The sequence below is a fragment of the Hymenobacter frigidus genome (assembly GCF_014640435.1).
Taxonomy (GTDB): Bacteria; Bacteroidota; Bacteroidia; order Cytophagales; family Hymenobacteraceae; genus Hymenobacter; species Hymenobacter frigidus.
Window position 1 is genome coordinate 96,682 of sequence record NZ_BMGY01000003.1, and the last position, 14,438, is coordinate 111,119.

General features: G+C 59.8%; 15 protein-coding genes. 8 read left to right on the forward strand and 7 right to left on the reverse strand.

What is annotated here, in order from left to right:
* The first annotated feature begins 146 nt into the window (after nucleotides 1-146).
* Complete coding sequence (locus IEW17_RS02425) at nucleotides 147-305, forward strand: lmo0937 family membrane protein (RefSeq protein WP_188560424.1); 159 nt, start codon at nucleotides 147-149, stop codon at nucleotides 303-305.
* Between the two features lie 107 nt (nucleotides 306-412).
* On the opposite strand, the gene IEW17_RS02430 is transcribed toward IEW17_RS02425, so the two are convergent.
* Complete coding sequence (locus IEW17_RS02430; RefSeq protein WP_188560425.1) at nucleotides 413-1,204, reverse strand: hypothetical protein; 792 nt, start codon at nucleotides 1,202-1,204, stop codon at nucleotides 413-415.
* Nucleotides 1,205-1,227: 23 nt separating this feature from the next.
* Nucleotides 1,228-2,853 (reverse strand): ABC-F family ATP-binding cassette domain-containing protein, encoded by a 1,626-nt coding sequence (locus tag IEW17_RS02435; RefSeq protein WP_188560426.1) that lies wholly within the window; start codon nucleotides 2,851-2,853, stop codon nucleotides 1,228-1,230.
* Nucleotides 2,854-3,141: 288 nt separating this feature from the next.
* Here IEW17_RS02435 and IEW17_RS02440 point away from each other — a divergent pair, with 288 nt between their 5' ends.
* Nucleotides 3,142-3,612 carry a DUF4199 domain-containing protein gene (locus IEW17_RS02440; RefSeq protein WP_188560427.1) on the forward strand — a complete coding sequence of 157 codons (471 nt, stop codon included), beginning with the start codon at nucleotides 3,142-3,144 and terminating at the stop codon, nucleotides 3,610-3,612.
* Between the two features lie 218 nt (nucleotides 3,613-3,830).
* A complete protein-coding gene (locus tag IEW17_RS02445; protein ID WP_188560428.1) occupies nucleotides 3,831-4,199 on the forward strand; it encodes a hypothetical protein in 369 nt (122 codons plus the stop codon).
* 71 nt (nucleotides 4,200-4,270) lie between these two features.
* Here IEW17_RS02445 and IEW17_RS02450 read toward each other — a convergent pair whose 3' ends face one another.
* Complete coding sequence (locus tag IEW17_RS02450) at nucleotides 4,271-4,687, reverse strand: hypothetical protein (RefSeq protein WP_188560429.1); 417 nt, start codon at nucleotides 4,685-4,687, stop codon at nucleotides 4,271-4,273.
* Nucleotides 4,688-4,812: 125 nt separating this feature from the next.
* On the opposite strand from IEW17_RS02450, the gene IEW17_RS02455 reads away from it, so the two are divergent.
* Both IEW17_RS02455 and IEW17_RS02460 read left to right on the forward strand, forming a co-directional pair.
* The gene (locus IEW17_RS02455; RefSeq protein ID WP_188560430.1) at nucleotides 4,813-5,601 is read left to right on the forward strand and encodes a murein L,D-transpeptidase catalytic domain family protein; all 789 of its coding nucleotides are present in this window, start codon (nucleotides 4,813-4,815) and stop codon (nucleotides 5,599-5,601) included.
* A gap of 110 nt (nucleotides 5,602-5,711) precedes the next feature.
* Nucleotides 5,712-6,524 (forward strand): M48 family metalloprotease, encoded by an 813-nt coding sequence (locus IEW17_RS02460; RefSeq protein ID WP_188560431.1) that lies wholly within the window; start codon nucleotides 5,712-5,714, stop codon nucleotides 6,522-6,524.
* Between the two features lie 141 nt (nucleotides 6,525-6,665).
* Here IEW17_RS02460 and IEW17_RS02465 read toward each other — a convergent pair whose 3' ends face one another.
* On the reverse strand, nucleotides 6,666-7,301 hold the full coding sequence (locus IEW17_RS02465) for an LON peptidase substrate-binding domain-containing protein (RefSeq protein WP_188560432.1): 636 nt from the start codon (nucleotides 7,299-7,301) through the stop codon (nucleotides 6,666-6,668).
* A gap of 154 nt (nucleotides 7,302-7,455) precedes the next feature.
* Between IEW17_RS02465 and mtgA the strand changes: the two genes are divergently transcribed.
* The gene (gene mtgA, locus IEW17_RS02470) at nucleotides 7,456-8,220 is read left to right on the forward strand and encodes a monofunctional biosynthetic peptidoglycan transglycosylase (protein ID WP_188560433.1); all 765 of its coding nucleotides are present in this window, start codon (nucleotides 7,456-7,458) and stop codon (nucleotides 8,218-8,220) included.
* Between the two features lies 1 nt (nucleotide 8,221).
* Entirely contained in the window at nucleotides 8,222-8,704 is a 483-nt protein-coding gene (locus IEW17_RS02475; RefSeq protein WP_188560434.1) for a YybH family protein, read from the forward strand.
* A 21-nt stretch (nucleotides 8,705-8,725) separates the two neighbouring features.
* Here the strand turns inward: IEW17_RS02475 and IEW17_RS02480 are convergent, their stop codons facing one another.
* Entirely contained in the window at nucleotides 8,726-9,865 is a 1,140-nt protein-coding gene (locus IEW17_RS02480; RefSeq protein WP_188560435.1) for an App1 family protein phosphatidate phosphatase, read from the reverse strand.
* Nucleotides 9,866-9,971: 106 nt separating this feature from the next.
* On the opposite strand from IEW17_RS02480, the gene IEW17_RS02485 reads away from it, so the two are divergent.
* Complete coding sequence (locus IEW17_RS02485) at nucleotides 9,972-11,084, forward strand: DNA topoisomerase IB (protein WP_188560436.1); 1,113 nt, start codon at nucleotides 9,972-9,974, stop codon at nucleotides 11,082-11,084.
* A gap of 23 nt (nucleotides 11,085-11,107) precedes the next feature.
* Here the strand turns inward: IEW17_RS02485 and IEW17_RS02490 are convergent, their stop codons facing one another.
* Together IEW17_RS02490 and IEW17_RS02495 are read right to left on the reverse strand one after the other, a co-directional pair.
* Nucleotides 11,108-12,652 carry a hypothetical protein gene (locus IEW17_RS02490; RefSeq protein WP_229748764.1) on the reverse strand — a complete coding sequence of 515 codons (1,545 nt, stop codon included), beginning with the start codon at nucleotides 12,650-12,652 and terminating at the stop codon, nucleotides 11,108-11,110.
* Between the two features lie 92 nt (nucleotides 12,653-12,744).
* A complete protein-coding gene (locus IEW17_RS02495; RefSeq protein ID WP_188560438.1) occupies nucleotides 12,745-14,355 on the reverse strand; it encodes a hypothetical protein in 1,611 nt (536 codons plus the stop codon).
* Between the last annotated feature and the right edge of the window lie 83 nt (nucleotides 14,356-14,438).

Here is a 14,438-nt window from a genome sequence, read left to right on the forward strand (position 1 = left end):
CAACAAAGCTACGCCGCTATTAGCAATGGCGGAATTTGCATGACCAGGGCCAAGTTTTCCCAATAATTACATCTTTTTACAAAAGAGGGCGTAGAAGGCTATAGAAACTCTTCATATATCTTCCACTTTTCTCACACCTCTTCGTCATGGGCAACCTGCTGTACATTATCGCCGTCATTCTTGTAATTATTTGGGCAGTAAGCTTTTTTGGAGGCTTCTTCACGGGCGGCATCGTTCATACCCTGTTGGTAATTGCCATTATTGCCATCCTGCTCCGCGTAATCAGCGGGCGCAGCGCGATATAGTAGCCAACCGCGGCTAGTTAACTAAAAAACACAAAGAAGCCGTGCTGAATCTCAGCACGGCTTCTTTGTGTTCGGAGCTATCTGCTCAATTACGTCACAGGCAAATATCAGCGCCCGAAATTGAATAAGAAATTGAAGCGAATTACCGGATTAGGGTAAAGGCTTTCAAACGTGTCGTTGAAATTATAAAGCAGCAAAATATCACCGGCGGCCCGGTCGCTAAACTGCTGGCGGTAGCCCAGGCCAGCCAATGGACTTTCGATGGTGCGGTCCAACTTGCCACCCGTCGGGTTGTTGGAAGCATCGTATTCCAGCACGCGCGCACGGGTCAATTCGTATTCGCCGTGAATGAAGAACTGGTCATAAACCCGGTATTGGGCAAAGGCCTTGACCCCGAAGTTATTGCTTTGCAGGCTGCCACCGCCATTGTTGCGGCCGTAGTCCACCGAGTAATTAGAGTAAGTGTAAGAAATGCCCGGCCCGGCCGACAGCCGGTCGTTGATGCGGTAGCCAATGGCCGGTGAGGCACCAATCACGAACTGACTAACCTGCGCATTGCCGGCAAAGTAGCTGGTGTAGCCCAAGCTAAAACCGGTGTAGACAAACATCTTCGTATTGGCGGCTTCGGCAGCTTTGGCTCGGGCCTCGCGGGTGCCGGGCAAGTCCAGGCCGGAGGGACGGTCGGGGCTGGGCTGGGCCACTGGCTCCTGAGCGGGAGTTGGGGCCACGGGGGCCGGCTCCTGCCCAGGGGCCGGAGTCCTGTCCACGGGGCGAGTTGGTGGGGGCGGCAGGCCCGGAGGGGCCGTGTTCAGCACCGGCTTGTCCTGCGCCTGCACCGTTAGAGTGGGCAGGCCAGCAACTCCAACAAGCAGCAGCAGGGGTAACAGATGACGTTTCATGGGCCGGGTAGGCTAAAGGTGAGTTAGGAAACGAGCTTGTACATTTTCTGACGCTGTGCCCGGAGCGTTTCGTCGGCCAGGTATTCTTCGTAATTCATGCGCCGGTCGATAATGCCATCGGGCGTGAGCTCAATGATGCGGTTGGCGACGGTATCAATGAATTGCAGGTCGTGCGAGGCAAACAGCAGCGAGCCCGGGTAATCACGCAGGGCGTTGTTCAGAGCCGTGATGCTTTCCAGGTCCAAATGGTTGGTTGGGTCGTCCAGCACCTGCACGTTGCCGCCTTGCAGCATCATCTTGGAAAGCATACAGCGCACTTTCTCGCCCCCGCTCAATACGTTGCTTTTCTTCTGCGATTCTTCGCCCGAAAACAGCATCCGGCCCAGGAAGCCGCGGATAAAGCTTTCATCTTTTTCTACGGAATACTGCCGCAGCCAGTCCACCAGGTTCAATTCGCCCGATTGGAAAAAGCTGTTGTTCTCCTTCGGGAAATAGCTTGGCGTGATAGTGGTGCCCCATTTCACATCGCCGGTGGCCGGAGTGTTTTCGCCGAACAGAATGTCGAACAGGAGGGAAGCGGCGCGGTCGTCGCGACCCACAATGGCCACCTTGTCCTTCTTATCCAGCGTGAAGCTCACATTCTTAAAAATGACCTGACCGTCTACTTTGGCGCTTAGGTTTTCCACGCTCAGCAGCTGGTTGCCGGGCTCGCGGTCCGATTTGAAGGCGATGTACGGGTAGCGGCGCGAGCTGGGTTTGATATCTTCCAGCGTTAGCTTTTGCAGCAGCTTCTGGCGGCTGGTGGCCTGCTTTGATTTCGAGGCGTTGGCCGAAAAGCGGCGCACAAACTCTTCGAGCTCCTTGCGGCGGTCTTCGGTTTTCTTGTTCGCGTCCTGGCGCTGGCGCAGCACCATCTGGCTGCTTTCGTACCAGAAGGTATAGTTGCCGGGGTACATCGTGATTTTGCCGAAGTCCAGGTCGGCCATGTAGTTGCACACGGCGTCGAGGAAGTGACGGTCGTGGCTGACCACAATCACCGTATTCTGAAACGAATCGAGGAAGTTTTCGAGCCAGAGCACGCTCTCGGCATCGAGGTTGTTGGTCGGCTCGTCGAGCAGCAGCACGTCGGGGTTGCCAAAAAGGGCTTGGGCTAGCAGCACCCGCACTTTTTCGCTGGCTCCGAGGTCGGCCATCAGGCTGTAGTGCTTGTCTTCCACAATGCCGAGGCCGGACAGGAGTTCGGCGGCCTCGTACTCGGCATTCCAGCCTTCGAGGTCGGCAAACTCGCCTTCGAGCACCGCCGCCCGCTCGCCGTCGGCGTCCGAGAAATCGGCTTTGGCGTAGAGCGCGTCCTTTTCCGTCATCACCGCGTACAGGCGCTGGTGGCCCTGAATCACGGTTTGGAGTACCGGCTGCTCGTCGTAGGCAAACTGATTCTGCTTCAGCACGGCCAGGCGCTGGCCAGCCGGCATTTCCACGGAGCCGGTGTTGGGCTCCAGCTCGCCGGAGAGAATTTTCAGGAACGTGGATTTGCCCGCGCCATTGGCTCCGATGAGGCCGTAGCAGTTGCCGGGCAGGAATTTGGCGGTAACGTCTTCAAACAGGATGCGCTTGCCGTAGCGCAGGCTCACATTGGTGGTCGAAATCATTCAGTCAGAAAATAGAAGCAAACAACAGCCGCGCACTGGCGCACGGCAAGCCACAAAATTACGCAACAGGACCCGGGCCGTAATCCCGCCCCGGAAACTTGTTGCCTGTGCCGCGGAAATTAACTAATCAGTACCGAAAATAGTGCCCGCAACAGCCGGCCGCGCCGGCCTGTATCCGAACCACTGGCCACCTTTCCCGTTTATTCTAGCACGGCCCTGTGCAGGGCCCTGTCGCCGGGTACTACCAACCGGCGATTCAGTTGTCATCTTCCATTCACCTTCTGAGCCATGATTAACCGGGAATTGAGTTTCGAATCCAATGCCATCCGAATGGGTGCGCTTACCGCCGTCGCCTTGGTGGGATACACTGGTCTGGCTGCCTTAGCAGGTTTTCTCGACCAGATTGAGGCCGGCACGCTCGATATTGTCATTCTGGCCGTGGGCGTAACACTGGCCATCAAGCGCTATAAGAAGGCCAAAGGTGACCATATGCAGTATCTCAACGGCTTTGGTACCGGTATTCTCACGGCCCTGATTGCGTCCGTTATACTGGGCATTTTTTTCTGGCTGCTGGGGAGCATTAGTCAGACGGCGGTGCAGCAGATTGAAGCCCGCGACTTATTTGGGGCAGACCTTGGAGTGCTCATCGGAGGCTTGGGTATTATCCTGTTGGGTACCATGGCCGGTGTTATCGTTTCGCTGGTTGCCATGCAGTACTACAAAAGCCCTGAGCACCAGGAAGTAGTGGAAGTTGAGTAAGCCCTTGGTTTTTGATGTCGAACTATTTAAGCAGTCCTTTCGGGGGCTGTTTTTTTGCGCCCATGGTAATTACTAAGGACTATATTCGTTTTTTTTATAAAAAAAATTAGACTCTTGCGAAACTAATGGGTAACTTACATATGTCTAGGGCCAAATCGATACCTTCTTCTTGTTAAAAAATATCAATTATGTGCAAATTACATTCCGCGGCTTTCTCGTTGCTGCTTGCACTCGCATCCTTCACGGCGCAGGCCCAGATGTCTGACCGCCTTTCTGAACACCCCACTTCCCGCAAAATACCGTCGGCTGATGCCGTCGTCATGACCCGGGAAATGACTGCTCGGCTCCACCTCAACGAGGGACAGTTCCTGCAGCTGCTGCCGCTGAATCGCACCAAACTCTCGGGTTTGAATTCCATCAACCGCGAGTATAGGAATGACGAAACCTCCCGAACCGCCAAAACTGCTGAGCTAGAGGCCCAGTACGAGCAGGAGTGCAGCCGTATTCTGACACCATCGCAGCTCAGTCAGTTGCAGCAAGCCAATAATCCACCTGCCGCAGAGCCGGCCAGCGTTGGCAAGGGTTAAACCATCCAATTTTCCACAAAAAAGCCTGTCAGGTCAATGACAGGCTTTTTTGTGGAAAATTGGATGGTTTATTAGGGTTTAGCTGGTGTGAGCGGGTCGATGAGTACTTCCGTCACGGTGCCCAGCGGGCCAAACCGCAGGCTGATGCACGCGGCCCCTGAGCGGGCGTGGCGGCCCTGGCACTGGGTGCCCGGCTCCAGGTAGTAGTAGTAGGCTTTCTCGGTGCCGGCGCGCAGTTCTTCCTCGTCGGGCGGGCCCAGCAGGGCCGTGACATCGTCGGCACGGGCTTCGTAGAGGTGCTCACGGCTGCGGGTCAGGGCGGCTATGGCCGCGCGGCGCTGGTCGCGGCAGGCGTACGGGTCAGCGCGCCAGGTGGCCGCATCGAAGCCCGGAATTTGGGGCAGCGCGTGGCCACAGCTCACGAGCACTCCGCTGCATATCACCATTAGGGCGCGCCCGCAGAATCGGGGGAAATTGGATATTAACATTGTTGGAAAAAATGCAAAATGCCGCCAAATCGCTGAGCAATCAGCGAAATTAAGCACTATTTTTGGCCCGATATTGTGTACTGCTCACTTCGAGATATTCCAAAACCCATTTTCCCCCCTTGCTGATGAAGTGTGCAAAGGTTTTTCTAACCGGATTACTTTCACTGGCGCTGGCATCGCCCGCGCAGCTGGGGGCTCAGGTGATTGCGCCCAAGGCGATGGCGATGTTGCCGCCAGCCGCCCAGCAGGTCTTCTTCCAAACGGCTTTCGAGCGGCAGGCCGTGGAGCTTTATGCCAAACTAGGACTGGGAGCGGCGGGCTTGCCCTTGGGTGTGTTTCGCGAAGGACTGGTGGGCTACTACAACCTGCGCGGGGCCAGCAAGCGCCCCGGTACCCCGCCAGTGCTCACCCTGATTGATTTCAGCAAATCGAGCCAGCAGAAGCGGTTGTGGGTGATAAACGTGGAGAAAGCCAAGGTGCTGTTTCACACGCTGGTGGCCCACGGCAAAGCGAGTGGGGCCGATGTTCCGCTGGCTTTTTCGAACCGTGGGGGCTCAGAGATGAGCAGCCTGGGGTTTTACCGCACGGCACCAACGACTTACAACGGCAAGCACGGGCTTTCGCTCAAGATTATGGGCCTCGACCCTGGGTTCAATACCAATGCCGAGAACCGGGCCGTGGTAGTGCACGGTGCAGAGTATGTGTGCGAGGACTTTGTGAAGTCGCACGGCCGGCTGGGCCGCAGCCAGGGTTGTCCGGCCTTGCCAGTGGCCGAAACGGCTGCCATTGTGCGGGCCATTAAGGGCGGGAGTGTGCTGTACCTGCACGGGCCGGCGCGGGCGGGCTACCGGTCGCAGTGGCTGAACTTAGCCGGTGCGGCGGCGGCCTTTGCGAACACGCGCTTTCCGGGGTAAGCGGCGGGAAATAACCAGAAATAAAAGTGTGCGTTAAAAGCGCTGTCGGCCGTTCCTAACGTCAGGAGCCGGCAGTTTTTTTTACTACGCTCAACCATTTCTCTTTTTCCATGCGTTTCAATCTCCGCTTCATCATTGCCATTATCGTGGCGGCGGTGTCACTATTTGGCTACTATTTTAATACCTCGAAAAACGAGGTGACTGGCGAAACGCAGCACATCAGCATGACTGCCGACCAGGAAATTGCCCTGGGCCTGCAGGCCGCGCCCGAAATGGCGGCGCAATACGGTGGCGAAAGCCCCGATAGCCGCGCCACGGCCGCCGTGCAGCAAGTGGGCCAAAAAATAATCAGCACCACCAAGGCCGGCCAGACGGGATATAAATTCCAGTTTCATTTGCTGGCCGACGACCAGACAATCAACGCGTTTGCCTTGCCTGGCGGCCAAGTGTTCATCACGCAGGGGCTGTTGAAAAACCTGACTTCCGAAGGGCAGCTGGCGGGGGTGCTGGCCCACGAAATTGGGCACGTGGTGGGGCGACACTCGGCGGCACAGGTGGCCAAATCCAACCTCACGCAGGGCTTGGCCGGGGCCGCAACCATTGCCTCGTACGACCCCAACAGCCCCGGCAGCTCAATAGCGAAGGCGGCCATCGCCGCCGCCATTGCCAAAGTAATCGGGATGCGCTTTAGCCGTAACGACGAACTGGAGGCCGATAAGCTTGCGGTTGATTTCACCCCCAAAGCCGGCTACGACCCCCGAGCCATGATTCAGGTGATGAAAATTTTGGAGCAGCAGGGCGGCCGCAGCTCCACGCCGGAATTTATGAGCACGCACCCCAATCCCGGCAACCGTATTGGCGAACTGGAAAAGGAAATTGCGGCCGAATTCCCACAAGGCGTGCCGGCCGGCTTGAAACAATAGACCACGGGTTTCAGCAGATTTCACGGATTTTGTAGTCGATTCAATCAACGAGAAAAGGCTTGCCGCATGGCAAGCCTTTTCTCGTTGATTGAATCGACTACAAAATCCGTGAAACTCGAAAAATCAGCGCGAATCCGTGGTCTAGAAATTGGGAGGGGTCAGGTTTTTGAAGTGGCCGTTGAGGCGCACCCGTTCCTTGAGCCGCTCAGTTTCGAGGACGACGGGGAGGATTGTTTCGAGGTGGTCGCGCACTATTTCCTGCCGCTCTTGCTCGCTGGTAGTGGCCAGCACCTGGTATTCCTGCTCGGTGCTGAAACCGATGTGGTGGGCCACGTCGAAGATGCAGTAATCGGGAGCCAGCTCCAGCAGCAGTTTGCGCAGGCCGAGAGCTTCGTAGAGCTGGCGCACTTGCTTGATGATGATTTCGCGCAGGACCGGGTCGGCCTCGTTGTCTTGCACCACGGCTTCGACGAGGCCACCGGCGTAGAGCTTGCCCGGGGCCTGGCGGTAGAATTTGTTGATTCGCACCACGCCCACGGCTTTGGTTCGAATATCAAGCTCGCCACTGGAATAGGTTTGCTCCACGCCAAGCAGGCGCATCTCGGTACCCAGGTCGCTGAGGGAATTGTCGAGGTAGGGCGGAATACCGAAGGTGGTGTTCTGCTCGATGCATTCGCGCACCAACTGCCGGTAGCGGGGTTCAAAGATGTGTAAATTAAGCTTTTCCCCCGGAAAGACAACCAGATTGAGCGGGAATAACGGGAGCAGGCGGGCCATGGCAAGCAGACGGAGAAGAGAAGATATTTGCTGACACAACAGGCGAACTAGCCGATTGGGTTTTGTGGTGAAGCAACCGGGTAAGCCGGGCAGCAGGCAGCCGAAAGGTAGGCGGGAAAGATGAAACCCGGCGTACCACGCTACTTTTGCCTCAATGTCAACCGCTACGCTACTTCCGAACCTGTCCACTCTGCTCAAGAAAACCGGCCGTTTGGTATTGCAGGTAGCGGCCGTGCTGTTCCTGACTTCGGTGGCTTGGGTACTGATTTACCGATGGGTGGACCCGCCCGCCACCTGGCTGATGCTGGACCGCCGGGCCCACGCGCCCATTGGCCTGGGCTACTACGGCATTCAGCGCGAGTCCCGGCACATTCGCTACCAATTCCGCACGCTGAACGAAGTGGCCCCATCCGTGCCGCTGGCCCTGGTGGCGGCCGAAGACCAGCGGTTTTTGCTGCACCACGGCTTCGACCTGGATGCCCTTACCAAAGCGGCCAAGCGCAACTGGAACGGCGATGGCACGCACATCGTAGGCGGCAGCACCATCACGCAGCAGGTGGCCAAAAACGTGTTTCTGTGGCAAGGGCGTAGCTACGTGCGCAAGGCCGCTGAAGCCTACTTTACGATACTGATTGAAGCTTTGTGGAGCAAGCGGCGCATCATGGAAATGTATTTGAGCGTGGCCGAGATGGGTGATTGCACCTTCGGCGTGGAAGCGGCCAGCCAGCGTTATTTTGGCAAATCGGCCAGCCGGGTGACCCCGGCCGAGGCGGCTTTGCTGGCCGGGGTGCTGCCCAACCCGCTGCGGTTCCGGGCCTCCAACCCCGGGCCGGTGGCGCGGGCCAAGCAGCGGCGGGTGCTGCGCAACATGCGCCGGCTGGGGGGCATCACTTACGTCAACACACTTTTGCACAACTAACATGGTAAGCATCGCGACAATCGGGAAACTAGGTACGGCGGCCCTCGGCTTGGGCTTGCTCGGCTGCGCGACGGGAGGCCCCGTGGTTGGCACGGCTAAACAGGATGACGCAGCGACGCGCCGGGCCGTTGTGGCGGTGCTCACGACCCAGACGGCAGCCTGGAACCGCGGCGACATGCCGGGCTTCATGCAGGGGTACTGGCACTCCGACTCGCTGGTGTTTCTGGGCCGCAAGGGCCCCACTTACGGTTGGCAGCGCATTCTGGACAACTACCAGAAAAACTACCCCAACGCCGCGGCCATGGGCCAGCTCGATTTCAGCGGCCTGCGCGTGACGCCCCTGACGCCCGGCGCCGCGCAGGTGGTGGGGCATTGGCACATAGCCGGGCCCGTTGCGGGCGACGAGCAAGGCTATTTCCTGCTGGTGCTGCGGCGGGTTGAGGGGGAGTGGAAGGTGGTGGCTGACCACACGAACAGCCAGTAAAGAAATCGGTAGCGTGACGCTCTAGTTGCTGAGGTCCTCCTTTTCTTTCTGTTCCACACCCACAATCAGCCCCAGCCCGGCGGCGTGCTGCGCCGCCGTGGCGTACTCGGCCACCAGCAGCATCGGCACGCCTTCCACTTTCAGCTCTTCGGCAATGGGGCCGACCAGCAGGGCGCGGGCCGGCACCTGCACGTCGCGGATGTAGATGGCGCGGATGCGGCCGGGATGGCGGCGCACCACTTCGCGGTATATGCGGGCGTCTTCCTGGCCGCTGTCGCCGAGCAGCACGAAGGGCAAGTGGGGGTAGGTGGTCAGCAGGTCGTCGATTTCGTGAAGCTTGTGCGCAAAATGAATGGCGGCCGAACCGACGACGCCGGGCGGGGGCGGGGTTTTAGGTCGGGAAATGCCCAAATCGCGCAGCAGCAGCGGGCCGGGCGGCATTTGGTGGATGCCCATAAACTCGTCGAGCACGTCGTAGAGATTCCAGGGGCTGCTGCTGACGTAGAAAAATGGGTTGTCGGGCCGTCCGGTGCGGCCCCGCTGCAGCCGCTGGTAGAACTCGGCCACGCCCACGAAGGGTAGTTTGGAATGCGCGTTGCTGAGCAGGGTGCGGGCCAGCATCTTGAGCACGTTGGTGGCCACGGTTTCGAACACCGTGTCGTCGAGGTCGCTGATGACGCCGAATTCGGCGCTGGGCGGGGGCACCAGCACCTTGGCCGATGCCTGCACCACGGCGGTGGGCAAGGGATAATTGGTGGGCAGCCGCACCGTGCGCACCGGCACCGGATACCAGAGGTAAGACTCGGGCTCGGGCAGAGCGTGGGGCTCGATGATGAGGGTGAAGTAGCCTTCGTCGTCGGTCGTGACGAGGTGCTGGCTGCCGTCGGGCAGCTCGGCCACGAGGTCGGCTCCCGTGATTTCGCGGCTATTGAACCGGCGCACCATGCTGCGGAAGTTGCGCCAGCGCGAGTCGGCCGCCGTTTGGGGCGCGATACCGGGGTCGGCCATCAGGCGGCCCTTAATGTAGAACTTGGCGGCCGTGCCGTAGCTGCGGTACGCATCGAGCCGCAGGGCCCCCAGTCGGCCGGCCCGCGCCGAGCGGCGGGTCAGGAGGTGGTCGGTCCATTCAGAAAAGGCGGAAAGGGCATCAAGCAGCTTCATGGGGCAAACCTACGCCGGGCGGCCTGGAATGCGGCTTGGCAGCCACGGTAGCCCTTTTTGCGTAGAACGCCCACGCCTTACCACCCGGGACCCATTCTATCCGATTATGTCCACTGCTGCCACGCCACGCCCCAAATCCCGCAAGAAGACGCTAGTACCTCAGGAAGAGGCGCACATCCTCTACAAAGACCCGGCCCGCCAGGCCCAGATGGCCGGCCTGCGTTATGCCACCGACCAAGGCCCGGGCCTGGCCCGCAAAGTCACCCGTGCCGGAAATTTTACTTACTACGACGTCAAGGGCCTGAAAATAGCCGACGCGAAAATCCTGGACCGGATTACCAGCTTTGTGATTCCGCCGGCCTGGACCGAGGTCTGGATTTCGCCCTCGGCCACCACGCACCTGCAGGTGACGGGCTTCGACAGCCTGGGTCGTAAGCAGTACCGCTACCACCCGGCCTGGGACGAAATGCGTAGCCTGACCAAGTTTTCGCGCCTGCACACCTTTGGCGAAAAGCTGGCCCCGCTGCGCGAACAACTCAACAAAGACCTGCGCCGCCCGGTCCTCGACCGGGAAAAAGTAGTGGCTCTGGTGCTGCTGCTCATGGACCAATCCTTCATTCGGGTCGGTAATAAGGAGTATGCCAAGAAGAACAATAGCTACGGCCTGACCACGCTGCGCGACAAGCACGTAGCCATTGAAGGCGGTCAGGTCAACTTTTCCTTTGTGGGTAAAAAAGGCGTGGCCCACAACGTAACCCTGCAGGATGCCCGCCTGGCCCGATTGGTACGCAAATGCAAGGAAATTCCCGGACAGCACCTGTTTCAGTACTACACTACTGACGGCCAGCATCACGCCCTGGAATCGGGTGATGTGAACGAGTACCTGCAGCGCCACACCGGCCTGGCGCTATCGGCCAAGGACTTTCGCACCTGGGGCGGCACAGTAAAAATGGTGGAGTGCCTCGAAACCGTATTGCGCGAAGAACCGGAGTTGGCTCCCGAAAAGGCAGTGAAAAAGGCCGTGAAGGAAGTGGCCACCGGCTTGGGCAATACCCCCACGGTGTGCTCCAAATACTACATTCACCCGCATGTGGTGGAGTTGTTCAAGGCCGGCTGGCTTATCGAATACCTGCGGAAGCACGACGCCGCAACCAAGCCCGGCGACTTGCTTTCGCCCGTGGAGCGCTTGGTGCTTAAGATGCTGAAAAGTGCGAAATAGCTGCCGGGATTGGCTTATGTCACTCACTCCTCGGGCAGCTTGTCGTAGGCTTGCGCGGCTGGGGCGCTGCTTTGGGAGAAAAATACTCCGCGTAGCGCCTTGGCCCCAACTTCCTTGTTCCCTTCGGTGAGCTTATTAGCTCCCGGCCCGCCATAAATGCGGAGCCGGATTTTGGCGGCGGCATTTGCCGGGTTGTTTACCACAAAGCTGTCGTCACCGCCCAGGCCCTGCAGCGAAATCTCCTTGGTTTCGCTGCTCAGAAAAGTGCGGCTGAACAGGGGTTGCGCAGGGCGCGAACCACTCGGGTACACAATTACCTGCGTAGAATCAGGGTAGCGGTTGATGAGGAAGGTTTCGGCCTGGGCCGTGCCGCCCACCATGGGGCGGCGGGCCAAATCCTGGTAAAGCGCGTCGGCCAGGGCTGGCAGGGCCACCCGCCGGGCCTGCAAGGCAGCAATGGTGCGCGGGCCTTCCAGCGCGAAGGCAGTGGGCGGCAGGCGGTGCACGGCTCGGCTCAGCAACGTATCGGCCAGCTGCGACTGCAGGGCCCGGGCGGCGGCTTGAAACTGGGCCCGATTAAGGCCATTGAGCGCCCGGCGGTCCAGGTATTCACCGTTGGAAAGTAGCGCTACCGGGTTTTTGTAGCGGGGCCCAAACGTGACCCAGTGCCGAATGGCCACGTGCCCAATAAGCCAACCCAATACGCCGTCGTCGAGCCGGTAGAACACCATGTCGCGGTCCTTTGGTAGCGGAAGCAGCGGGGCATAGCCGTTTGCTGCTGGTGTGCCAACGGCCCAGTTCCATTGGCCGGCGTGCCGGTCCCAGTCGCCCAGCCAGCCATCAAAAAGCCGGGCGCGGAGCAGGGCAGGCTGGTCGAAGCGTTGGGCGGGGCTGGCAAAAACAGCGGCAAAAGCTTCTTCGCTATTGAGCACTGCCGTGGGAGTTGCGTTGCCCGGCAACACAGCAGCTTTCTCTTCCAGATAAGCCAGCTGGCCGCGGAAACGCTGCAATGAGTCAGCCTGAAAAGCGGGGTCGTCGGGGCGCACGTAGTACAGGTGCGGTTCTGACCGGGGCACGCCCAGGGCCGTAGCCAAGGGCGGTATTACCAGGGCAGCATACGGGTTGGTCGCTGATACATTATCCCGTAGCACATTCACCAAAAACGTGCCCCGCACAGCCTCCGGCGTGGCCCGAATGGGGTCTTTATCCACCGTGCGGATGACGTAGGCGCTACCATCAGGTGCCGTCAGACTCAGGCTGGTGCTGTTGAAGCCGCCGCCTACTTTGCCGGCCAGCAAGCCGCCCGGCCGGGCCGTGGCGAGGTTGAGCACGGGGGCATTTACCGGAGCGGCCCAAATGGAGCGGTGGTGCTGGCCCACCAGCGCATGGTAGAGCCGGCCGTGGCGGGCATACTGCCTGCCGGCCGTCACGCCGCGCACACTGTCGGTAGCGGCCGGGAGGGGAAGCGCCACGTTGGGGCGGGCATCAGGCTGAAAGAATTGCTTGCGAACGCAGCCAGTGCTGAGCAACCCGGCCAGAATGCCCGCTGTCAAAAAATAAGTGCGCAATTGAATTGGAATCAAGAACTATCGGATAATCAGGCTTGGGTTTTCACCGGCGAACCTGTCGTAATGGCTGCAAGTAAGGCCGCTGGATGGCATTAGTTGTCGTTGAGGCGGTTGTAAGCCCCGCGTTTTTTTTGCGGCAGGTGGGGCTTTTGGGCCCCGGCGGCGGTCATGTCGGAAGCTTCGTCGTAGAGCTTCAGGCGCGTGCCGGGGCCGTGCAGGCGCAGCTGGTCGTGTCCCGCGCCGCCGTACAGCAGCAAGGGCAGTGGGCGGCTTGCGGCAGCGGTGGTCACCTCAAAAATATCGTCGCCCCCCAGGCCATCGATGCTGATTTTCTGCGTTTCGGCGGAGAAATAGGTCCGCTGAAAGCGTAGCGAATCGCCGGCCGGTGCGGACCTCGCGGCGGTTGAGAATATGCGCACCTTGGTCGAATCGGTGTATCGGTACACTTCAAATCGCTCGGCTTGGGCGGTGCCACCCAGGGTGGGTTCGTGAGCCAGGCTCAGGTAGAAGGCCACCGCCGCCTGGGGCAAGGTTTGGCGGCGGGCCTTGAGGGCGGTGCCCAACCGCTCGCCTTCGAGAGCAAAGACGGCGGGCGGCAGGCGGCGCATGGCCCGCTCAATCAGCGAATCGGGCAGCCGGCGCTGCAAGTCCGTCGCCATCCGCTGAAAATCGGCCCGGGTGAGTTGCGAAAGCCCGCGTTGGTCAATAAACCGGGCTTGGTGCACCAAGCCGGATACGTTGCCATATTCAGGCTTAAACGTCTGAAATTGCGGAGCGATGAACTGCCGCGAGGCCAGCCAGGGAATCAGCCCGTCATCAAACCGAAAGTAGACCTGGTCCCGGTCTTTGGGAATGCCCAGGTAGCGAATTCGGCCCCCCGGCTCCGCAAAAGCAGCCCACTGCCACTGGCCTTCGTGCCGGTCCCAGTCGCCCAGCCACACATCCAGCAGCCGGGCCCGCAAAAAGGCCCGTTGGTCGATGGAATAAGTTGGGTGCTGGTACACCTGGGCCAGCATGGCTTCGCCGCCCAGGAAATTGGTGGCTTCCGCCAGGGCCGGCGTGCGGGAGGCTAAGGAGCTAAACTTTTCTTCCAGCAGTGCCAACTTGCCCCGAAACCGCTCCGACATTGGGCCCAGGCCTTGTTCATCGGCCCGCACATACACCAGGTGGGGACGGCTATGGGGCACACCGGCGGCTTCGGCCAGCGGCGGTACCGTGAGGGCGCCGTAGGGGTTGGCGGCGGAGGTTGCGTCGCGCACTGCGTTTAGCAGGAACGTTTTGCGAAGCCAAAAGGGCAGCGTTTTACTGGGCTCTTTGTCGAGGGCGCGCAGGGCGTAATCGCGGCCCTCAGGGCAGGTCAGGGTCATGCTAATGCTTTGATAGCCGCCACCGCTTTTGCTGGGTCGCAGGCCGCCCGGTGCGGCCGTAGCCAATTGCAACACCCGGGCCGGTACCGCCGCCGCCCAGGTACGGCGGTAATGCCGGCCCCAAAACCAGCAATAAAACCCAGAATGGCGGTTGTAGTGGCGGCCGGCCGTGGCCAGCACCGAATCGGCGGTGGCCGGCAGGGGAGCGGTGCTGCCCGGGCCCACGCGGGCATCGGATTGAAAGAAATTGCTTCGGGCACAAGACCCGGCCGCCAAACTCAGGGCCGCCAGCAGGCACAGCCGGAACGCAGTCAGTCGAAAGGGTAAAAGAGGCATTCGGGGCGAAGCGGAACGGCGGTAATGTGCCTTTAACGCAAATACTCGGCAAAGGGGGGCATACCGGCCGCCGAGGATAACCG

Bases quoted from the DNA above. Each gene is read 5' to 3' on its own strand.
- IEW17_RS02425 (WP_188560424.1), top strand. From the start codon at position 147: ATGGGCAACCTGCTGTACATTATCGCCGTCATTCTTGTAATTATTTGG.
- IEW17_RS02430 (WP_188560425.1), bottom strand. From the start codon at position 1,204: ATGAAACGTCATCTGTTACCCCTGCTGCTGCTTGTTGGAGTTGCTGGC.
- IEW17_RS02435 (WP_188560426.1), bottom strand. From the start codon at position 2,853: ATGATTTCGACCACCAATGTGAGCCTGCGCTACGGCAAGCGCATCCTG.
- IEW17_RS02440 (WP_188560427.1), top strand. From the start codon at position 3,142: ATGATTAACCGGGAATTGAGTTTCGAATCCAATGCCATCCGAATGGGT.
- IEW17_RS02450 (WP_188560429.1), bottom strand. From the start codon at position 4,687: ATGTTAATATCCAATTTCCCCCGATTCTGCGGGCGCGCCCTAATGGTG.
- IEW17_RS02455 (WP_188560430.1), top strand. From the start codon at position 4,813: ATGAAGTGTGCAAAGGTTTTTCTAACCGGATTACTTTCACTGGCGCTG.
- IEW17_RS02460 (WP_188560431.1), top strand. From the start codon at position 5,712: ATGCGTTTCAATCTCCGCTTCATCATTGCCATTATCGTGGCGGCGGTG.
- IEW17_RS02465 (WP_188560432.1), bottom strand. From the start codon at position 7,301: ATGGCCCGCCTGCTCCCGTTATTCCCGCTCAATCTGGTTGTCTTTCCG.
- mtgA (WP_188560433.1), top strand. From the start codon at position 7,456: ATGTCAACCGCTACGCTACTTCCGAACCTGTCCACTCTGCTCAAGAAA.
- IEW17_RS02475 (WP_188560434.1), top strand. From the start codon at position 8,222: ATGGTAAGCATCGCGACAATCGGGAAACTAGGTACGGCGGCCCTCGGC.
- IEW17_RS02480 (WP_188560435.1), bottom strand. From the start codon at position 9,865: ATGAAGCTGCTTGATGCCCTTTCCGCCTTTTCTGAATGGACCGACCAC.
- IEW17_RS02485 (WP_188560436.1), top strand. From the start codon at position 9,972: ATGTCCACTGCTGCCACGCCACGCCCCAAATCCCGCAAGAAGACGCTA.
- IEW17_RS02495 (WP_188560438.1), bottom strand. From the start codon at position 14,355: ATGCCTCTTTTACCCTTTCGACTGACTGCGTTCCGGCTGTGCCTGCTG.